We start from the raw sequence: 18,549 nt of genomic DNA on the forward strand, positions 1-18,549 counted from the left end.
GGATCTCGCGGCGGGGACGGGCGGGACACGGGACTCGCGGGAAGCGGCCGAGAACGACGGCAGGGAGAAGGGACGCGCATGCGGGCGGCGGAGCTGGCGACGGCGGCGGTGGGAGTGGTGACCGGTGGTACCCCGGTCACCACCGAGCGGAAGGAGGCGGTCCAGGAGCTGGTCTGGGGCCGCCTCGGGCGCACCTCACTCGGCGCATCGGCACTGGCCCGGCTGCACGAACGCCCCGGCGAGGGCTCGGCGTCCATCGTGATCTCGGTGCTCACCGACGAACTGCGCGCGGATCCCGCCTTCGCGGGCGCGCTGGCCAGAAGTCTCGGCACCGTTGCCGGTACGGGGATTCCCGGCGCCGCCGCTGCCGGGACCGGCACTCCCGGCGCCACGCCGGACCGGCCCGCCGCCGGACCCTCCACAGCCCTGCCACCGCCGGGCCGGGCCGTCCCCGGACCCTACGCGGCCGTACCGCCGCCGCCCCGCCCGGTGGCGGCTCCCGCGCCGCAGGTGCCGGACGCGACGGACGTACGCAACATCCTGCTGCTCGGGCTCCCGCAGTTCTTCGTGGTGTCGATCCTCATCTACATCCTGAGCGGCACGGTGGTGGGGCCGGGCGCGGCCCTTCTCCTGCTCGTGACGGCCGGGCTCTCGGGGTACGGCCTGTACATCGGCACCGGCCTGCTCCGGCGCAACATCCGCAGCGGGGTGCTCGTGACGGCGGTGGTGCTCTGCGGCCTGGTGCTGCTGAGGACGCTCCTCTACGTGGTGATCCGCTGAGCCGGCCACCCGCCCGGCACGCCCTCTACTCCCCCTCCCCCACGATCCGCTCCACGGCCGCCGCCACCAGGGCCTCGCGTTCCGCCTCCGTGAAGACGTCGGGCAGGGTGAGCTGTTCGACGATGAGCCAGTTCAGGGCCAGGATGAGCAGTTTGACGCCCGTGGCGTCGCCGGGGAGGCCCGAGGCCTCGTGGTACGCGACGTTGGCGTCGATGTCGGCGCGGACGCGTTCGGTGAGGACCGTGCGGAGCTCGGGGCGGCGGGTGGCCTCCAGGCGGAGTTCGAGCAGGGCCAGGTAGCCGGTGCGGAAACCGGCGACGCGGCCGACGACTCCGCGCATCAGTTCCGTGTACGTCGCGCGGTCGCGACCGGCCGTGCGCTGGCGTGCGTACTCCGCATCGTCGGGCTGAAGCCGCTGGTAGACGCGGGATCCGGCCTGCGTCAGCAGATCGTCGCGGTTGGCGAAGTAGTTCGACGCCGTGCCCGCCGGCACGCCCGCCTCCGTATCCACCGCGCGGAAGGTCAGCCCACGCGCGCCCTCCCGTGCCAGCACCTCGATCGCCGCGTCGACGAGGGACGAGCGCCGTTCGTCGTTCCGCCTCACCATTGACACCACTCCAGTCGTAGTACTACGGTCAAACCACTTCAACCAGAGTACTACGAATGAGGAACCAGATGCGAAAGCTTGTGTACTACGTCGGAGTCTCGCTCGACGGCCGCATCGCCGGACCCGGTGGCGAGTTCGATTTCTATCCGCAGGGCGACGCGCGGCAGGCCGCCGCCTACCAGGCCTGGGTGAACGCGCTCTATCCGGAGACCATCCCGACCGCCTTCCGCGCCGCCGTCGGCGTCGCGGACGCGCCCAACCGCCGTTTCGACACCGTCCTCATGGGACTCGGCACCTACCGGCCGGGCCTCGACAGCGGGATGAGCAGCCCGTACGCGCATCTGCGCCAGTACGTGGTGTCCAGCACGCTCGCGCCGGACATCGATCCGGCGGTCACCGTCGTGCCGGACGATCCCCTGACCCTCGTACGGGCACTCAAGGCGGAGGAGGACACCGACCGGGACGTCTGGCTCTGCGGCGGCGGCCGGCTGGCGGGCGCGCTGCTGCCCGAGATCGACGAACTGCTGATCAAGACCTACCCGGTCCTGGCCGGAAGCGGCATCCCCGTCATCGACGGGGGCTTCGACCCCACGGTCTTCGACGTCGCCGAGCGCACGTCGTTCGCCAACGGGGTCACGCTGACGCATCTCGTGAGGTGCTGAACCGCGTCCGGGCGCGGGGATGGATCCGACCGGATTCGAACCGGCGTCCTCCCACATGCCGTGAGGGCGCGACGACCTCTGCGCTACGGACCCCAACCCCGCTCCGGCGATCCTACGGGCCTCCCGCGCCCGGCCGTCGGGGTGCGGGAGGCCGGAACCCCGGTCACCAGGCGGTGCCGGCGGGCTCCTCGATGGTGGTGTTGATGCGGTTGAAGAGGTTGGTGAGGCCGATCATCAGGATGATCGCGGAGAGCTGCTCCTCGGTGAAGTGGTCCGCCGCCTCGTTCCACACCTCGTCGGAGACCGCCTTGCCGGAGCGGTCGGCGATCCGGGTGGCCGCCTCGGTCAGGGCGAGGGCGGCACGCTCCTCCTCCGTGAAGAAGGGGGCCTCGCGCCAGGCGACCACGGCGTGCAGCCGCTCGTCCGTCTCGCCGTGCTTCTTCGCACCGGCCACCCCGGCGAAGACACAGGCGCTGCACCCGTTGATCTGGCTGGCCCGCAGGTGCACCAGCTCCAGGATCTGCGGGGAGACCCCGCCCTGGTACATGGCCTTGTAGATGTTCTGGATGCCCTTCATCGCGTCCGGCAGAACCGCGGCGGGGTTCTTCATCCGAGCCGAAGGAGCGGTGCTGGTGGCGGTGGTGGCAGCGGTGTTGGTGGTGCTCTCGGTGCTCATGTGGTGATCTCCTGTGATCCGTTAGCGTGTGTCACTGGATCGACGGATCCGGACACGGGGGTGTGACAGTGAACGAGAACTTTTCTGCGACCGACCGCTTCGAGGCCGAACGGCCGGCCCTGCGGGCCGTCGCCTACCGGATGCTCGGCTCGCTCGCCGAGGCGGAGGACGCCGTCCAGGAGGCGTGGCTCCGGCTGAGCCGCAGCGAGGTGAGCGAGGTGCGGAACCTCGGGGCCTGGCTCACGACCGTCGTCGGCCGGATCTGCCTGGACATGCTCCGTACGCGGACGGCGCGGCGCGAGGAGCCGATGCCCGAGCAGGACGGATCGGTGCGGCTGCCGGACCCGGTGGTCACCCGGCTCCGGCGTGTGGACCCCGAGCAGGAGGTCCTGATCGCCGACTCGGTGGGGATCGCCCTCATGATCGTCCTGGAGACGCTGTCCCCGGCCGAGCGCCTGGCCTTCGTCCTGCACGACATGTTCGACGTGCCCTTCGACGACATCGCGCCCGTCCTGGGCCGGACCGCGGCCTCCACCCGGCAGCTCGCCAGCCGGGCCCGCCGCCGGGTCCAGGGCGCCGCCCCGTCCGCCGACACGGACAACGCCCGCAAGCACGACGTGGTCGACGCCTTCCTGACCGCCTCGCGCGGCGGCGACTTCGACGCGCTGCTGACCGTCCTCGACCCGGACGTGGTCGCCCGTTCCGACGGCGGCACCCTCGTCCCGAGCGTGCTGCGGCGCGGCGCCACCGATGTGGCCTCCCAGGCCATCACCTTCGCCCGCTTCGCGGCCGACGCGCGGATCGTCCTGGTCAACGGCACCCCGGGCGTCGTCTCGTACGCCGACGGCAGGCCCCTGTCCGTCATGTCGTTCACCATCCGCGACGGCCGCATCACCGGCCTCGACATCCTCACCGATCCCGACCGCCTCGCCGGTCTCGGCCTGGCGGTCTGACCGCCCGGACCGGGCCCCGGCGGCCCCCCTGCCCCGGCCCCGGTCCGGGCGGCGGGTGCTCCCCCTGCCCCGGCCCCGGTCCGGGCGGCGGCCAGGGGCCACGGGCCGCCGTAAGACGGTCGCCGCGGCCCTGCGGGACATGCTCATGAACGTGCTCCTCCGTCGCCGCCCCGCGCTTCCGGGGCCGTGATCCGAGCGGCCTTCACCGCCCCCGCCCGGCTCCCGGACGGGGCCGCCGCCGACCCGTGAACCAGCATGCCGCCGCGGTGCCGTACCCGAGTTGCCGTTGCGTGCACGGTCCGTTGGCACTGCGTGCAGACGCGGAACGGGGGGTGCCGGAACGGGGACTGCGGCAAAGGGCGTGCCGGATCGGGGGCCGCCGCAAAGGCGCGTGCCGGATCGGGCCCCCGGTTGCGGGCGTTGGCCCGCCTCGCGTCACTCCGTCCCGAACCGCCGCCGGTACGCCGACGGCGTGATGCCGGTCTCGCGCCGCATCAGGGTGCGCAGGTTGGCGGCGGTCCCGAGGCCGCTGCGGCGGGCGACCACCTCGAAGCGGGACTCGCCGCGCTCGATCAACCGGCAGGCCAGAGCGAGCCGTTCGCCGGTGAGCCAGGCCAGCGGCGTCGTCCCCATCTGGGCCTGGAAGCGACGGTGGAGCGTCGCCGGGCTGACCGCCGCCCGTACCGCGAGGTCAGCGACGGTGAGCGGGGCGTCCAGCCGTTCCTGGGCCCAGGCGAGGACCGGGGCCAGGGAATCGTCGGGGACGTCGGGCATGGGCCGCTCGACGAACTGCCGTTGCCCACCGTCCCGATGGGCCGCGAAGACGAGGCGACGGCTCACGGAGTTGGCCACCTCCGCGCCGTGGTCGCGGCGGACCACGTGCAGCCCGAGGTCGAGTGCCGCCGCGCTCCCGGCGGCCGTCAGGATGTCGCCGTCGTCCACGAAGAGCACGTCCGCTTCGAGCCGTACGGAGGGGAAGCGCGCCCGGAACTCGTCCGCCCACTGCCAGTGCGCGGTGGCCCGCCGCCCGTCCAGAACCCCGGCCTCGGCCAGCGTGAACGCACCGCTGCAGAATCCGAGCAGCCGCGCGCCCCGGGCGTGCGCCCGGCGGATGGCGTCGAGCACGGCCGGACGCCGGGGCACCTCGACATCCGGCCGGTTGGGCACGATCAGGGTGTCCGCCACCTCGGCCGCCTCCAGCCCGGCGACGCCCGTGAGCGTGAAGAACCCGTCCCGCATGAGGGTGCGCGGCTCGGGCGCGCAGAGCCGGAAATCGTACAGCTCGCGCCCGATCTCCGGCCTCCGCAGCCCGAAAATCTCGATCGCGCAGCTCAGCTCGAACGGGTTCGAGTTCTCGTCCACGATCACCACGACCCGGTGCACGCGCGCCGCCGCCTCCGTCTCCGCCCTCTGCGAGGATTCTTTCGCCATATGCGATTCCTAGCACTCACGGCTGCCGCGCGTCACACCGCAGGATGGGCCCATGAGCAACGACCCCCTCTCCCTGAGCCAGGCCCTGGCCTCCTTCGACGCCCTGTGGAGCCCCCGCATCGTCACCCGCGTCAACGACTACGACGTCCGCGTCGCCAAGGTCCACGGTGAACACCTCTGGCACGTCCACGACGACACCGACGAGTTCTTCCTCGTCCTCGACGGCGAACTCCACATCTCCCTGCGCGAGCCCGCCGGCGAACGCACCGTCCACCTCCCCCGGGGCTCCGTCTTCACCGTCCCCCGGGGCACCGAGCACAAGCCCACCGCCCCCACCGGCGCCTCGATCCTCCTCTTCGAACCCACCGGCACCCCGACCGTCGGCGACCGCCACGACGACATCCCGGACCACGTGGACGCGACGACGGGGCATGAGCTGGGCAACTGAGGATCCGGCCCTCCGACGCGCGTCAGCGTCCTGCGAACTTCGCGACGGCCCGCGCGGTGACGGGCGTGAAGAAGTTGACGAGGTTGCCGTCGGGATCGCGGAAGAGCAGCGACCGGTTGCCCCAGGGCATCGTGGTCGGCTCGTTGACGAAGTCCGGAACGAAACCGGTCAGGTTCCGGTGGACACGGTCCACGTCATCGACCAGGAACTCGGTGATCACACTGTGGTTGTCCGCCGGGCGGGCGGAGCCCGGGGCGAACAGCGGGACGGTGCGGGTACCGGCGATGGCGAGGGTGGCACCCGGGGTCCGGATCTCGGCGAAGTCCTCGGTGGCCCACTCCGCCCGTACCTCCGTGACCCGCTCGTAGAAGTCGACCAGGCGGGCGACGTCGCCGGTGATGATGCGGATCGAGACGAACTCCACGGGAATCTCCTTGGCTGTGCTTCGTGCTTCGTGCTTCGCGCTTCGCGCTGAGGCGTACGCGTCGCAGGCTAGGAGAAATAGAGGACAGAATCGGTCCTCTATCGGCGTTAGGCTGCCACCATGCCCCGACCGACCGGCCGCGTACTGACGCTCCTGGAACTGCTCCAGTCGGGCGGCACCCGGACGGTGGCCGAGCTCGCCGACCGGCTCGGCGTCGAGGGCCGCACGGTCCGCCGGTACGTGAACCATCTGATCGACTTCGACGTACCCGTGGAGTCGGTTCGCGGCCGCTACGGCGGCTACCGCATGGCGCCCGGCTACCGCCTGCCGCCGCTCATGTTCAACGACGACGAGGCCCTGGCCGTCCTGCTCGGCCTGATCACCGGCTGGGCGGCGGGCCCGGCGACGGCCGAGCGCACGGCGGGCGAGACGGCGACGGCGAAGATCCGGCGCGTCCTGCCCAAGCACCTCGCCCACCGGCTCGACACACTCCTGGAGACCCTTGCCTTCACGGACGAGTCCCGCAGCCTCGACGCCCCCGCCCCGGACGCCGGGCTTCTGCTGACCCTCGCCGATGCCGTACGCCATCACCGCCCCGTCTCGATCCGCTACGCCGACCGCCACGGGCTGCCCAGCGAACGCACCCTGCACCCGTACGGAATCGTCGCCCACGCAGGCCGGTGGTACGTCACCGGCCAGGACCCCCGCATCGGCGAGGACCGGACCTTCCGGCTCGACCGCATCGCGGACGCACGGACCCTGCCCGGCTCATTCGAACCGCCCCCGGACCCGGACCCGGCGGAGCGCCTCCTGACGGGCTTCGCCACGGCCGACTACCGCCACGAGGTGACCGTCCGCATCCACGGCACGGTCGAGCAGATCCGCGCCCACCTTCCGGCCGGCGTCGCACTCCTGGAGGAGGCCCCCTCCCCGGCCGGCGCAACGCCCCCCACGACCGAGTGCTGGCGCCGCGTCGACCTACGCGTGGAACGGCTCGACTGGCTGCCCCCGGTCCTCGCCTCCCTCGACCGGCCGTTCGCCATCGAACACCCCGACGAACTCCGCGACCTGGTCGCCGCGTTCGCCCGCCGCCTCACGTCCTACGCCGCAGCCGAGGACTGACCCACCGCCCACGAGCCAACCGAGTCGCCACCGACGCCGGAACCAGTTCTGTACGCGACCTGGACGCGGTCGTGAAGCCCTTCCTGGGTCAGGCGCTCGATCAGGCCCATCGCATGACCGGTTCTGTCACCCGGAAGCTGGACCTCGCCACCGTGGAGGGCGAGCGGGTCGCGCTCGATGGCGATGACGCGGTAGCCGGCGTCGGCCAGTGGCACGACGGACTCCCGCTTTCCGACCCTGGATGTGTACCTGCCATGATGTCGCCCCACGACCACAGGGCCGATCGCGGGAGGGCGTCACGATGAGCGGGTGGGGATCCGGACCGAACGGCCGGCCGTACGGGTCACCGGAGGGAGGGCCGGTCGCACCGCAGCAGGGCCGGCAGGCCCGGCCCCAGTGGCAGGAGCCATGGCGGCCTCCCACGCCCCCGCGACCGCGCGGCAGTCGTATCGCCCTGGGCGTGGCACTCGGCGTCATGGCGGTCGGCGTGGTCGCGGCCGTTGCCGGCATCCTCGTCCCCACTGCCGGCAGCATCGGCTACCGAACCATGCTGGTGTCAGGCACGTCGATGGAACCCACCTACCACCCGGGCGACAAGGTCTCCATCGAGAAGACGGACGGCTCCGCCCTGCGCGACGGCGACATCGCCCTGTTCGACGGACACGACTGGGGCGTCCAGGACCCGCTCCTGAAACGCGTGATCGCCCGGGGCGGCGAACACCTCGTCCTGTCCCGGACCGGCACGGTGACGGTCGACGGCAAGGTCCTCAAGGAGCCTTACCTCCACCCCGGTTCCCATGACAGCTTCGCCCCGCCGCTGGACCTCGTCGTCCCCGAAGGCCGGCTGTTCGTGATGGGCGACCACCGCTCCAACTCGTACGACTCCCGCTTCCACACCGACGCGGCCCACGGCACGATCGCCGAGTCCGCCGTCACCGGCAAGGCCGTGGACTCCGCGAGCGCCTCCGGCTCCGGCTTCCGCTGGGCGGCAGCCGGAGCGGGAGTGGCTGCCGCCGGCCTGGTGGCGGCGATCGTCATTGGGGTCCGGAGCAAGCGCCGCGCGGTCCCGCCGCCGCCCCCGTCGTACTGAAGCAACCGCTGCTGCCGCCGGTGGGCCGACCATCGACAAGGAAGGCGGCAGAAGCCGGCAGGACGCCGGAAACCGGGCGCACCCCGCGCAGGCCGACGGTGCGCCGGATCTCGGCCCTCAGCCGACCGAGGGCCTGGCGCCGAGCCGACTGGCCGCGAACGCGGCCAGCAGCAGTACGGTCAGACCGCCGTCCCAGCCGATGATCGTCCCGGTGTCCACGATCCCGCCATGGGCCTCGTAGGCGACGGCGGTCAGGGTCAGCGCGAGCTTGTTCGTGATGACCAGCAGCCACACCGCGAGGTTCCCCAGCGGCCTGGCGGCCAGCAGCGCGAACAGGCCGGCGAAGACCACGAACCCGTACAGCCGCCAGGTCTCCACCACCTTGGTCGCGCCCCCCGCATCGAACACCACCTGAATCTGCGCGATCGCGGCACCCACCGCACCGACCGTGGCGATGGCCAGGAGGACGCGGACAAGCCGCAGCCGCCCGGGTGGAATCAAGGAGCCGACGGTGGATTGCCGTACGGCGGTGACGGGTGCGGACATGGCTTCCTCCAGGGTGACACTCATCCCGAGTGGGCGCGGGACGGCCGGGCGCCGCGAAGGACGCCGTCGACGACCGGGCCCGGACAGGCACGCCCACCGCTTTCCGATACTCCAGTAGCGGAAATAAAGCTAGGCGGGGCCGATCCATTACGCAACCCCGGTAGCGAAATAGATCGTGGCCGCCCCCAGCCGGGCCGAGGACACGAACAACCCACCGGACGGGCCGCGTTGAACGGCCATGCGCGGGCATCCCGGTCGTGAGCCACCGCCGCGCATACGACTGGCAGCTCCCGCCAGCGGCCCCGCCCGGACCTCACGGAGTCCGGCCGGCTTCCGGCCACTCGACCTCCGCCCACACCGTCTTGCCAACCACCCGCTCGGCCACGCCCCACTTCTCGGCCAGGGCCTCCACCAGGCACAGCCCATAGCCGGTCTCGGCAACCGGCGCGTCCGGCCCACACGGCGCACACGGCGCGGGACGGCGCTCGCCCTTCGCGTCCGCCACCTCGATCCGGATTCCGTACGCGCCGGTCGTCAACCTCACCTCGAAATCGCGCCCCCGCACATACCCGTGCGTCACCGCGTTCGCCGCCAGCTCGGCCACGATCACCGCCACGTCCTCGGACAGCTCGCTCCCGTACGGCACGCCCCACGCGTGGAGTTGGTGCACGACCAGCCTGCGCGCGAGGCGCGCGCCCCTTCGGGTGGCGGAGAAGCGTTGGGCGAACTCGGCGCCCGCAAGGGTGATTTCGGCGTTCATGTGACTCAGCGTGGCCGCGTGCTCGTACGCTGACCAGGAGTGACACCACGACACCGGGTAGCCGTACGGGTCCCCTCCACAGGCTGTACGGGACTGTCGGACCGGAAACGTAACCGGGCGAGTAGAGGCGGGTACGGCGCAGATGGCGAACGCGCGATTCGAGGAACGGCCGGAGCGGCCGACAGAGACGGACGGAACGGCCCACCTGTTCAAGGCCGTCGGCAAACAGCTCAAGGTCCTGCGCGAACGCGCGGGCCTGTCCCAGCGGGAGCTGGGACAGGTCATGCACTGCGGGGAAGACCTCATCTCCGCGATGGAGCGCGGCGTCCGCACGCCCCAGCCGGACTTCCTCGTCCGCGTCGACGACGTCCTCGGCGCCAACGGGGTCCTTGCCGCAGCGGCCGACGAGGTCCGGGACGCGCTGTCCCGGGCCCGGACGCGGCACCCGGACTGGTTCCGGAACTATGCGCGGGAGGAGGCGGAGGCGGTTGTCCTCCACGAGTACAGCAACCAGACCATCCCTGGACTGTTGCAGACCGAGAGCTACGCACGTGCCGTGTTCACCCAACGACGACCGTTACTAGACGAGGCGACCATCGAGAAGCGAGTTGCTGACCGAATCGCACGGCAGACGCTGTTCGACAAATGGCCTGCCCCCACGTGTAGTTATGTGCTTGAAGAGGCAGCCCTCCAGCGTCCGATCGGCGGACGGGACGTCCACCGGGAGCAGTTGCAGCGGATCAGAGAGTTCTGCCTTATGCGAACTGTGCAGCTTCAGGTCATGCCGACCAGCTGCGAGGACCACCCAAGCCTGGGCGGCTCCTTCACGTTGCTGACGCCGAAGGGTCGACAGCAAGTTGCCTACATGGAGGTGCAGGGCTATCCACGGCTGATCACAGACCCGGACGAGGTCAGCGTGTTCGTGGAACGCTATGGGATCATCCGAGCGCAGGCTCTCACCCCGAGGGAGTCCCTGACGTTGATCGAGAAGATGCTGGGAGAGCGATGACTACCGAGCAACTGCGCTGGTTCAAGAGCAGCTACAGCAGCGGCGAAGGTGGAGCGTGCGTCGAGGTCGCCTACGCCTGGCGCAAGAGCAGCTACAGCGATGGCGAAGGCGGCAACTGCATCGAGGTAGCCACCACCCCCGCCACCATCCACGTCCGCGACTCCAAAGACATCCACCGCCCCCACTTCGACGTCACCCCGAACGCCTGGTCCGCGTTCGTCACGTACGCACGTCAGAGCTGAGCCGGAACGCAGGTCACCGGGTCGCGGGAACCCACGACCCGGTAGGGCCCTATTCGTCGTCGTGCGCGCGCAGGGGTCGGGACGGTGTGACCTCCTGGGTGTGGATGACGGCGTCGAACCATGTGGCGAGGGCGCCGCCCGACATGTGGTGGGACTCGTCGTGTCGGGGGTCGTAGGCCGGGCCGATCAGGCGGGTGCGGGTCGGGGTGTCCAGGACACGGCGGGCCGGTTCGGGGCGGGGAAGGGTCAGGTCCAGGAGGTAGGCCGCCCTGTTTCCGGCGGCCTCGCCGAGTGAGCTGTCCACGAAGGCCGGGCCCGGTGTCGGCAAGGGCTGGCCGATGGAACCGTGCGACAGGGTGAGACCGATGGAGCGGAAGGCCGGGCCGAAGCGCTCACGCAGGTATCCGCCCATGTTCTGGTGCGTTTGCGGGGGTTCGGTGGGGGACACGGACACGGTTCGCGGGGCGCCGACGGCGGTGTGGGCCATGCCACCCCAGTAGACGATCTTGTCTCCCGCGTGCTGCTGCCACCAGGTCGCACCGTCGGCGAGTGCGCGTTCCGCTTCTGCCAGGCCGCTGAGTCGGGTGGTGTGGCGCACCGGTTCGGCCGGCTGCCGGGCGAACCGCACCGGGTCGTCCAGGTGGCGCTCGTTGTACGACCTCATCCAGCGGACGAGTTCGAGGATCTCCGCCGTCCGCCAGAAGGCCCGCGCCCCTGCCAGCATGGCCCCCGGGTCTCCCTGGCCGGTGGCGACGTACGCCTCCAGGCCGAGCCTGCCGGGATCGTCGCCTTCCAGGGCCACGCTCCGGAACCCCTCCTCCTCCACCAGCAGGCGCACCACGCGGTGCGCCACCACCGACAGTTCGCGGGTCTGCCGGGTCGCGGCCCCCAGCGCCACGATCCTGGCGTCGCGCACCAGTGGGGCGAGCGCGCGCAGATCGTCCAAGGGCTCGTCCGGCTTCCCTGCGGCGAGCGTGTGGGAGTTCTGCCTGATCCATTCCGTCGCTGTCTGCATGGACCAGATCGTCCGGCCTGAAGCGAGGTTGAGGTCAAGGGGCCGGTACCTGGGTCCGGGCACCCCCCAACGCCTGGTCCGCGTTCGTCACGTACACGCGTCAGGGCTGAGCCGGAACACAGGTCACCGGGTCGCGGGAACCCACGATCCGGTGGGCCGCGACCCGGGGAACCGCGTCGCGGTGCGCCACGACGTAAAGGCTTTTAAAGGGCTTCTGGAAGAGAACTCCTACCCAACCAACCCACCCTGCGGGAGCCGTCACCCGGGCGGGTGAACTCGCCGGTCCGGGCTGGATTTTGGGCTGTCCGCCAGGCATATGCTCACGCCAGAAAGCTTCAGCAACACGACGGCCCCCACCGGGAAAGCAATCCCAGGCGGGGGCCTGACCACCTCGGAAGGAAACACTTCCTGATGGCTGTCCCGCAGGTTATCGCGGCCCCCTACGCTCCACCATCCGGTGTCGAGCACGTCAACGTTCGTCATACCGAGCGCTTCACCGTCGTGGGCAACCACCTCAGTCAGCACCCCGACCTCTCGCTCGCCGCCCGGGGGCTCGCGCTCCACATCCAGTCGCTGCCGCCCGGGGCGAAGATCGGCATCAAGGCCCTGGCCGCGCGGCTGCCCGCCGACAGTGAGCGCCGCATCGCCGGGGCCCTGCGGGAGCTGGAGCGGCACGGGTATCTGCGGCGGACGCGTGAACGGAGCCCCAACGGGCGGGTGTTCACGCGGACGGTGTCCTACAACCATCCCGGGGGCCGGTCGGGAGCCGCCGCCGGGAACGCGCTCGACCCGGCGGCCCGGGAGAAGGCCCGGACCCGGCGTACGGTGCGGCCCACGTCCGGCCGGGTCCCGAGGCCCGGCCCCGCGCCCGTACCGCCGCCCGATCCGGTCCCCCCGGCACCGGTCTCTCCCCCTCCGGTCGCGCCGAACGCACCGCAACCGCCGCCGACGACGACCACACCCGCACCTCCAGCCGCCACCCCCGCCCCGGCACCGGCACCGGCCCCGGCACCGGCACCCGCCCCCCACCTCCTCGAAGCCGCCGCCATGCTGCTGGCAGGACTCCGGCGGGACACCCCTGAACTCGCCCTGCCGGAAAGGGACATCGCCACGCTCGCACCCGCCGTCGTGACGTGGTTCGAGCGGGAGGCGTCGAGGGAGGACGTGCGGCGGGCGCTGACGAGTGACCTGCCGGTGCCGGTGCGGTATCCGGGGAAGCTGGTGCGGCACCGGCTGACGGCGCTGCTGCCGAGCGCGCTGCCCGCGCGGTCGGGGGACGGGGCGTCGACGGGTGTCCCGGGGCGGGCACGTGCGGTGGTGCCGCTGCAGAACTGCGACGGGTGCGAACGGGCCTTCAGGGCGGCGGAGCCCGGGTGGTGCCGGGAGTGCCGGGCGGAAGCGGTGCCCGGGGGATCGTGAACCCGTGGGTGAACGATGCGTTGCGGAGTTCGTCCTTGTTGAGGCGGGCGGACTCTCCGAGGCTGGTGACCCACGTCCCGGCGCTCCCAGGGAGTCGTTCCATGACCGTTGCCGCCTACAGCCTGGCCGTCGTGCTGGACCTGTTCGTCCTGTTCATCGGGTTCAGGTTCCTGATGCAGCCGGGTCCGGCCGCCGCCGGGTACGGCGTTCCGGCGAAGGAGGGCGGGGACGCGGCCTATCTGGCCGTGAAGGGGTTACGCGACGCCGCGTCCGGCGTCATGGGGCTGGCGCTGCTGGCCTTCGCGGGGGCGGAGGCGGGCGCCTGGTTCATGGTGGCCGTGGCGCTGGTTCCGCTGGGCGACACGGTGATCGTGCTGCGCAACGGGGGAACGCGGGCCGTAGCCTTCGGGATCCACTTCGCCACGGCGGTCGTTGTGCTGATCAGTGCCGGGTTGCTCTTCGCCGTCTGACCGCCGCCCGTCCACGTACGGGCCCCGCCGGTCCCCCTACATACGTCCGCACCTCTTCCGCACCAGGAGTTCATCCGTGTCCCTCCTCCTTCCCGACTTCTCCGAGTCCGTGATCGTCCGTTCCACCGACGCCGAGGTCGTCGGCGCCGCCCCGACCACCGTCCGACTGCTGGCCGACAGCAGCTCCACGGGAGGCGCGCTCTCCACCCAGCGGGTCACCCTCGTGGACGGGGCCGACGGGGCCCGGCCGCACCGGCACGACAACTCGGCCGAGATGTTCTACATGCTGGACGGGGCCGCCCAGTTCCTCTCCGGCGACGAGGTCGTCACCGCCGGGCCCGGGGACCTCGTCGTCGTCCCGCCGGGGCTCGCGCACGCCTTCGCGGCGGAGCCGGGCAGCGACGCGGACATCCTCATCGTCATCACCCCGGGCGTCGAACGCTTCGAGTACTTCCGGCACCTGAAGCGCATCGCGCTGGGCGAGGTCGCCCCGGACAGCCTGCTGGAGGTCCAGGAGCTGTACGACACGTACTTCCTGGGCAGCACGGCGTGGGACGGGGCCCGAGCCGGGTAGTGGGCGTTGCGCGTCCCTCTCCCCCGTGAGGCGGTCAGGCGGCGTGCCCGTGAGGAATGAGGTTGATCGTGAGATCGGCGTCGAGAGCGCGGGCCAGGCGTCGCAGGAGGGGGATCGTGGGGACCGTGCCTCCGCCTTCGATGCGGGAGATCTGGGGTTGCTGCATGCCGCAGCGGTCGGCGAGTTCGGTCTGTGACAGGCCGAGGGCGGTGCGCCGGTCGTACACCATCTGCCCCAGGTCATGGGCCAGCTCGGCCTCCTCGTAGAGGCGGTCGTACTCGGGGTTGTCCTCGGCCGCTTCGCCCAGGAGCTTGCGGTGGCGGTTGGTCCTCCACTCGGCGTGGTTCATCGCGTTTCCTCCTTGATGTCGCGGCTGTAGACGGTGTGTGCGGCGGCCGGCCCGTGGAGGGCCTCGCACGCGGCCTGGACGGAACGGGCACGCTCCACCTCCGCCGTCTCGCGCATCCTGGCCTTGCGGAACACGGTCAGGAGCACGATGCGGCGGCCCGGCGCGAGCCAGTAGGTGATGCGCTGGGCGTTGCCGTCGAGGTCGAAGCGTAGCTCGCGGAGCTTGCCGCCGAGATGGCGGCTGTAGGGCTCGCCGAGCCTGGTGGTATGGGCAGCCAGCCGATCGACCTTTTGCTCGACGATGACGTAGAGGTGAGCGGGGATGTTCTCCAGCCATAGGCGAACCTCGGGTTCGATCTCGATGGTGTACCGCTCACCGTTCATAACGTTGCTGATATATGACTCGGATGTTATATAGCTCGGCAAGCCCGCGGTCGAGGCTCCCCGTTGCACTTGCCCCGGCGGAGCCGGACACCCGTGGCACGATCCCCCCATGACCCCCGAAGACATATGGGCCGCCGCCGGTCCCGAGGAGCGGCGGCTGGCCGGACTCGCTTTGAATCCGGCCGCCCCCGTGGACGTGTTGCTGCGGCTGCTCGCGGAGGGGGCGGACGCGGTGCGGATGGTGTTGTGCCGGGACCGGGTGCTGCCGGAGGCGGTGGTGGACGCGGTGGTGGTGCATCCGGACCGGTACACGCGGAGCTTCTACGCCCGCAATCCGTACGCGGAGCCCGAGCAGCGGGCCCGGCTGGTGGACGATCCGGAGTGGTTCGTGCGGGCGCATCTGGCGCAGGAGCCACGGGGCGAGGGGATGGGGATGCCCCGGCCGCTGCCGGACGACACGGTGGTGCGGATCATCGAGACGTACGACGCCGATGCGGTGTCCGGGCTCGGGCGGCAGATCTCCCCCGGGCTGCGGCGGGCCATGCCCACGCACCCCTCGGCGGCGGTGCGCAGGCTGGGGGTCACGGCCTGGGACTCGCTGACGCCCGAGGTGCGGGCGGCGCTGCTGGCCGATCCGGATCCGGGGGTGCGGGAGGCCGCCGCCCGGACCGGTGCGCTGTACGAGCGGCGGCGGGACCCGGACGCCGTGCGGGAGGACCTGCCCGGCCACCGCTGCCATGCCCGGACCGATCTGCTGCTGTACGGGGCGCTCGCCCCCGACGTCGTCGCGGCGGCCCTGCCGGAGGACGCCTGGCTGCTGGCGGGCAACGCCACGACCCCCGCCGACACCCTCGCCGTCCTCGCCGCCCATCCGGACCCCGAGGTCCGCGCGCACGTGGCGGAGCGGCCGGGGCTGGGGGCGGAGCTGCTGCGCGCGCTCGCCGTGGACCCCGACCCGGGCGTACGGCTGGCCGTGTCCGTCCATCCGGCGCTGACCGAGGCGGAGCGGGCCGCCATCGACTACGCCGTTCCGCGGGACGGGGCGTACGAGCACGTTCCGGTGTACGACCCGGCCTCGCTGCCCGGCCCGGAACGGGCCCGCGCCCTCGCCCGGTCCGGGCATCCGCTGCTGCGGCGGCGCGCCGCCGTGCTGCCGGATCTGCCCGCCGACCTGGTCGCGCTGCTGGCCGAGGACCCCGACACCGGCGTACGCGTACTGCTCGCCCAGAACCACCCCGCCGCCCCGGCCGCGCTGCTGCTCCGCAGCTTCCTGGAGTACACCGGCCCCGGGCGGTGGCGTCTGACGGGGCACGGCAACTTCCCCCGCACCGGGCTCGCCCGGTACGCCGACGACCCCGACCCCGCACTGCGACGGCTCGCCCCGCTCGACCCGGACGCGGGCCCGGAGGCCGTCGACCGGCTCACCCGCGACGCCGACGCCCTCGTCCGGGCGGACGCCGCCCGGCACCCGCGCCTTCCCGGGGACCGGCTAACCGCCCTCCTCGACGACGCCGAACTCGCGGGCCGGGCGGCGGCCAATCCGGCCCTGCCGGTCGCGACGATGCGCCGGCTCGTACAGGATCGGCACGGGGCGTAGGCGGCCACACCACAGAAAGCCGGGACCGGGGCTCAGGAACCCGGGCCCTGGGGCCGGGCTCAGGAGAACTGGCTCAGGAGTCCTGGACCACCATCCGGCCCTCCGCGCCGTCCGTCGAGACGAAGACGTACGCCGTGGGGGACGCGCCCAGGTGGAGCGTGAACGGCTTGAAGTTCGCGTCGAGTTGGAGTGCCAGCACCCAGGGGCCGCCCTCGGGCGTGCCGTCGCCCTGGAAGAACGCGGGGACACCGCCGATCTTGTCGCCGTCGAGGGGAGCGGCGGGGTCGTCCTCCTCGGGCGGGCGGAGGCGGACGGTGTACTCGGCATCGGACCCGTCGCCGGGGTGGTACAGCGTGGGGCCGGTGGCGGTGGGCAGGGTCGCGCCCCGGTAGGTGCCGCCGGGCTGGACGACGACGGCGTTGGCGCCCTCGTCGGGGAAGACGACGTCGGGGTCGAAGAACGTCTCGTCGCCGTGGTCCGCGTGGGTGACGAAGACGTAGGCGATCCGGCCCCGGCCCGCCTCGCCGAGCACCGGTTCCAGGGCGATCTGGCAGACGAAGCACATGGGTTCGTCCCAGGCCTCGTTGACCGGCCACCGCGGCGCGTCGAGCCAGACGGGCCGGCCGCCGAACTTGGTGACCGGCGCGGTGACGGGGACGTCGGCGGGCACGAAGCCCTCCATCCCCCGGGTCGTGGTCATGGAGTGCTCCCGTGCCGTGGTGTGGTGCCGTGCGTCCCCACTCAGAGGTACGCCGCGTACGCGTCCAGTGTGCGCAGCACCTCGGCCTCGCCGGCCGGGGGCAGCTGGAGGACGACCTCGTCGATGCCCAGGTCGGCGTAGTGGGCGAGCTTGCCGGGGGTCGGCAGGACGGCGTACGGGACGACCTGGAGGTCCTTCGGGTCGCGGCCCGCGTCCTCCCAGACGGCGGTCAGCCGGGGCACGGACTCGGAGAGGCCCCGGCCGCCGATGGGCATCCAGCCGTCGGCGTACTCCGCGATGTGCGTGAACAGCTTGGGGCCGGCCGCGCCGCCGATCAGGGTGCGCGGTCCGGTGACCGGGCCGCGCGGGGCCTGGACCGGCTTCGGGTGGGCGAAGCTGGCCCGTACCGAGCCGAACTCGCCCTTGTGGGACGTCGGTTCGTCCGCCCACAGGGCGCGCATCAGGGCCATCCGGTCGCGGCCCAGTTCGCGGCGGGTCGACCAGGTGACGCCGTGGTCGGCGGCCTCCTCGACGTTCCAGCCGAAGCCGAGGCCGAGGGTGAACCGGCCGCCGGAGAGGTGGTCCAGGGTGGCGATCTGCTTGGCCAGGTCGATCGGGTCGTGCTGGGCGATCAGCGTGATGCCCGTGCCGAGCGCGAGCCGTTCGGTGACGGCGGACGCCTGGCCCAGGGCGACGAACGGGTCCAGGGTCCGGCCGTACTCCGGGGGCAGTTCCCCGCCCGCCGGGTAGGGGGTGTCGCGGCTCACCGGGATGTGGGTGTGCTCGGGAAGATAGAGCCCGGCGAATCCCCGCTGCTCAAGCTCGTGCGCCAGGCGTACCGGTGTGATCGTTTCGTCGGTGAGGAAGATCGTTGTGGCGATCCGCATACGAGGACACCTCCGTCGTTGTCTGGTGGCGGCTCAAACGTATGCCGTACGGTGCGCAAAGCCGAGCCTTCGGCGGCTACGGGGGGAGGTCGGACACCCATGGGTCCCATACGCACCGGCACCGTTCTCACCGCACTGCTCGTCACAAGTGTGCTGCTCGGCGGTGCCCCCGTCGCGGTCACGGCCGCCGTGCCCCGGGTGCCCGCCGTCTCCCGGACCGCGTCGTCGGTCCAGTTGCGCCGGCCGGGTACGGGAGGGCGGGCGGCCGAAGGCGCGGCGGGCTTCCTGCTGGCCGTGGCCGGCGGGATCGCGTTCGGCCTGGCGGTCCGCGCCCGGCGCAGGCGCTCCTGAGCACGCGGCTTCGGAGCCCTCCCCGCACGGCGGCGGGCGCCGCCGCACAGGGAC

25 protein-coding genes and 1 tRNA gene are annotated in these 18,549 nt (G+C 72.0%); 13 read left to right on the plus strand and 13 right to left on the minus strand.

Annotated features, from left to right (window positions below):
- The first annotated feature begins 78 nt into the window (after positions 1 to 78).
- Positions 79 to 780: a hypothetical protein gene (locus ACFVDM_RS29935; RefSeq protein WP_383647387.1), complete on the plus strand. Its 702-nt coding sequence runs from the start codon at positions 79 to 81 to the stop codon at positions 778 to 780.
- Between the two features lie 25 nt (positions 781 to 805).
- Here the strand turns inward: ACFVDM_RS29935 and ACFVDM_RS29940 are convergent, their stop codons facing one another.
- The gene (locus ACFVDM_RS29940; RefSeq protein WP_383647392.1) at positions 806 to 1,387 is read right to left on the minus strand and encodes a TetR/AcrR family transcriptional regulator; all 582 of its coding nucleotides are present in this window, start codon (positions 1,385 to 1,387) and stop codon (positions 806 to 808) included.
- 68 nt (positions 1,388 to 1,455) lie between these two features.
- On the opposite strand from ACFVDM_RS29940, the gene ACFVDM_RS29945 reads away from it, so the two are divergent.
- Positions 1,456 to 2,049, plus strand: coding sequence for a dihydrofolate reductase family protein (locus tag ACFVDM_RS29945; protein ID WP_383647398.1), 594 nt, complete (start codon positions 1,456 to 1,458; stop codon positions 2,047 to 2,049).
- Positions 2,050 to 2,069: 20 nt separating this feature from the next.
- Here the strand turns inward: ACFVDM_RS29945 and ACFVDM_RS29950 are convergent.
- Positions 2,070 to 2,142, minus strand: a tRNA-Ala gene (locus ACFVDM_RS29950).
- A 70-nt stretch (positions 2,143 to 2,212) separates the two neighbouring features.
- On the minus strand, positions 2,213 to 2,725 hold the full coding sequence (locus ACFVDM_RS29955) for a carboxymuconolactone decarboxylase family protein (RefSeq protein ID WP_383647403.1): 513 nt from the start codon (positions 2,723 to 2,725) through the stop codon (positions 2,213 to 2,215).
- A 68-nt stretch (positions 2,726 to 2,793) separates the two neighbouring features.
- Here ACFVDM_RS29955 and sigJ point away from each other — a divergent pair, with 68 nt between their 5' ends.
- Positions 2,794 to 3,678: an RNA polymerase sigma factor SigJ gene (sigJ, locus tag ACFVDM_RS29960; protein ID WP_383647589.1), complete on the plus strand. Its 885-nt coding sequence runs from the start codon at positions 2,794 to 2,796 to the stop codon at positions 3,676 to 3,678.
- A 435-nt stretch (positions 3,679 to 4,113) separates the two neighbouring features.
- Here sigJ and ACFVDM_RS29965 read toward each other — a convergent pair whose 3' ends face one another.
- A complete protein-coding gene (locus ACFVDM_RS29965; RefSeq protein ID WP_383647408.1) occupies positions 4,114 to 5,109 on the minus strand; it encodes a GlxA family transcriptional regulator in 996 nt (331 codons plus the stop codon).
- Between the two features lie 52 nt (positions 5,110 to 5,161).
- Between ACFVDM_RS29965 and ACFVDM_RS29970 the strand changes: the two genes are divergently transcribed.
- On the plus strand, positions 5,162 to 5,557 hold the full coding sequence (locus ACFVDM_RS29970) for a cupin domain-containing protein (protein WP_383647413.1): 396 nt from the start codon (positions 5,162 to 5,164) through the stop codon (positions 5,555 to 5,557).
- Between the two features lie 22 nt (positions 5,558 to 5,579).
- Here ACFVDM_RS29970 and ACFVDM_RS29975 read toward each other — a convergent pair whose 3' ends face one another.
- Positions 5,580 to 5,981, minus strand: a complete 402-nt coding sequence (locus tag ACFVDM_RS29975; RefSeq protein WP_383647417.1) for a VOC family protein — start codon at positions 5,979 to 5,981, stop codon at positions 5,580 to 5,582.
- Between the two features lie 120 nt (positions 5,982 to 6,101).
- Between ACFVDM_RS29975 and ACFVDM_RS29980 the strand changes: the two genes are divergently transcribed.
- Positions 6,102 to 7,103: a helix-turn-helix transcriptional regulator gene (locus ACFVDM_RS29980; protein WP_383647422.1), complete on the plus strand. Its 1,002-nt coding sequence runs from the start codon at positions 6,102 to 6,104 to the stop codon at positions 7,101 to 7,103.
- On the opposite strand, the gene ACFVDM_RS29985 is transcribed toward ACFVDM_RS29980, so the two are convergent.
- Complete coding sequence (locus tag ACFVDM_RS29985) at positions 7,082 to 7,318, minus strand: hypothetical protein (RefSeq protein ID WP_383647425.1); 237 nt, start codon at positions 7,316 to 7,318, stop codon at positions 7,082 to 7,084. The genes ACFVDM_RS29980 and ACFVDM_RS29985 overlap by 22 nt on opposite strands.
- A 245-nt stretch (positions 7,319 to 7,563) precedes the next feature.
- Here ACFVDM_RS29985 and lepB point away from each other — a divergent pair, with 245 nt between their 5' ends.
- Entirely contained in the window at positions 7,564 to 8,193 is a 630-nt protein-coding gene (gene lepB / locus ACFVDM_RS29990) for a signal peptidase I (RefSeq protein ID WP_383647431.1), read from the plus strand.
- A gap of 117 nt (positions 8,194 to 8,310) precedes the next feature.
- Here the strand turns inward: lepB and ACFVDM_RS29995 are convergent, their stop codons facing one another.
- Together ACFVDM_RS29995 and ACFVDM_RS30000 are read right to left on the minus strand one after the other, a co-directional pair.
- Positions 8,311 to 8,739, minus strand: a complete 429-nt coding sequence (locus tag ACFVDM_RS29995) for a hypothetical protein (RefSeq protein ID WP_383647435.1) — start codon at positions 8,737 to 8,739, stop codon at positions 8,311 to 8,313.
- 313 nt (positions 8,740 to 9,052) lie between these two features.
- On the minus strand, positions 9,053 to 9,499 hold the full coding sequence (locus ACFVDM_RS30000; RefSeq protein ID WP_383647439.1) for an ATP-binding protein: 447 nt from the start codon (positions 9,497 to 9,499) through the stop codon (positions 9,053 to 9,055).
- A gap of 142 nt (positions 9,500 to 9,641) precedes the next feature.
- Here ACFVDM_RS30000 and ACFVDM_RS30005 point away from each other — a divergent pair, with 142 nt between their 5' ends.
- On the plus strand, positions 9,642 to 10,508 hold the full coding sequence (locus tag ACFVDM_RS30005) for a Scr1 family TA system antitoxin-like transcriptional regulator (protein WP_383647444.1): 867 nt from the start codon (positions 9,642 to 9,644) through the stop codon (positions 10,506 to 10,508).
- A complete protein-coding gene (locus ACFVDM_RS30010; protein WP_383647449.1) occupies positions 10,505 to 10,750 on the plus strand; it encodes a DUF397 domain-containing protein in 246 nt (81 codons plus the stop codon). Before ACFVDM_RS30005 ends, ACFVDM_RS30010 begins: the two co-directional genes overlap by 4 nt.
- 49 nt (positions 10,751 to 10,799) lie before the next feature.
- Here the strand turns inward: ACFVDM_RS30010 and ACFVDM_RS30015 are convergent, their stop codons facing one another.
- Positions 10,800 to 11,765 carry an erythromycin esterase family protein gene (locus ACFVDM_RS30015; RefSeq protein ID WP_383647452.1) on the minus strand — a complete coding sequence of 322 codons (966 nt, stop codon included), beginning with the start codon at positions 11,763 to 11,765 and terminating at the stop codon, positions 10,800 to 10,802.
- A 411-nt stretch (positions 11,766 to 12,176) separates the two neighbouring features.
- On the opposite strand from ACFVDM_RS30015, the gene ACFVDM_RS30020 reads away from it, so the two are divergent.
- From ACFVDM_RS30020 to ACFVDM_RS30030, 3 genes are all read left to right on the plus strand, one after another.
- A complete protein-coding gene (locus ACFVDM_RS30020) occupies positions 12,177 to 13,184 on the plus strand; it encodes a helix-turn-helix domain-containing protein (RefSeq protein WP_383647456.1) in 1,008 nt (335 codons plus the stop codon).
- A 101-nt stretch (positions 13,185 to 13,285) separates the two neighbouring features.
- Entirely contained in the window at positions 13,286 to 13,654 is a 369-nt protein-coding gene (locus ACFVDM_RS30025; protein WP_383647460.1) for a DUF4267 domain-containing protein, read from the plus strand.
- A gap of 76 nt (positions 13,655 to 13,730) precedes the next feature.
- The gene (locus ACFVDM_RS30030; RefSeq protein ID WP_383647465.1) at positions 13,731 to 14,228 is read left to right on the plus strand and encodes a cupin domain-containing protein; all 498 of its coding nucleotides are present in this window, start codon (positions 13,731 to 13,733) and stop codon (positions 14,226 to 14,228) included.
- A 34-nt stretch (positions 14,229 to 14,262) separates the two neighbouring features.
- Here the strand turns inward: ACFVDM_RS30030 and ACFVDM_RS30035 are convergent, their stop codons facing one another.
- Together ACFVDM_RS30035 and ACFVDM_RS30040 are read right to left on the minus strand one after the other, a co-directional pair.
- Positions 14,263 to 14,577, minus strand: coding sequence for a helix-turn-helix domain-containing protein (locus ACFVDM_RS30035; RefSeq protein ID WP_383647469.1), 315 nt, complete (start codon positions 14,575 to 14,577; stop codon positions 14,263 to 14,265).
- On the minus strand, positions 14,574 to 14,960 hold the full coding sequence (locus ACFVDM_RS30040) for a type II toxin-antitoxin system RelE/ParE family toxin (RefSeq protein ID WP_383647474.1): 387 nt from the start codon (positions 14,958 to 14,960) through the stop codon (positions 14,574 to 14,576). The genes ACFVDM_RS30035 and ACFVDM_RS30040 overlap by 4 nt, the downstream gene beginning before the upstream one ends.
- Before the next feature lie 109 nt (positions 14,961 to 15,069).
- On the opposite strand from ACFVDM_RS30040, the gene ACFVDM_RS30045 reads away from it, so the two are divergent.
- Complete coding sequence (locus tag ACFVDM_RS30045; protein ID WP_383647477.1) at positions 15,070 to 16,557, plus strand: hypothetical protein; 1,488 nt, start codon at positions 15,070 to 15,072, stop codon at positions 16,555 to 16,557.
- 73 nt (positions 16,558 to 16,630) lie between these two features.
- Here the strand turns inward: ACFVDM_RS30045 and ACFVDM_RS30050 are convergent, their stop codons facing one another.
- Positions 16,631 to 17,257 carry a hypothetical protein gene (locus ACFVDM_RS30050; protein ID WP_383647481.1) on the minus strand — a complete coding sequence of 209 codons (627 nt, stop codon included), beginning with the start codon at positions 17,255 to 17,257 and terminating at the stop codon, positions 16,631 to 16,633.
- Between the two features lie 41 nt (positions 17,258 to 17,298).
- A complete protein-coding gene (locus tag ACFVDM_RS30055) occupies positions 17,299 to 18,144 on the minus strand; it encodes an LLM class F420-dependent oxidoreductase (RefSeq protein WP_383647485.1) in 846 nt (281 codons plus the stop codon).
- A 99-nt stretch (positions 18,145 to 18,243) separates the two neighbouring features.
- Here ACFVDM_RS30055 and ACFVDM_RS30060 point away from each other — a divergent pair, with 99 nt between their 5' ends.
- On the plus strand, positions 18,244 to 18,495 hold the full coding sequence (locus ACFVDM_RS30060) for a hypothetical protein (RefSeq protein WP_383647490.1): 252 nt from the start codon (positions 18,244 to 18,246) through the stop codon (positions 18,493 to 18,495).
- Positions 18,496 to 18,549: the final 54 nt, after the last annotated feature.

It is taken from the genome of Streptomyces sp. NPDC057682 (genome assembly GCF_042799575.1).
Classification (GTDB): domain Bacteria; phylum Actinomycetota; class Actinomycetes; order Streptomycetales; family Streptomycetaceae; genus Streptomyces.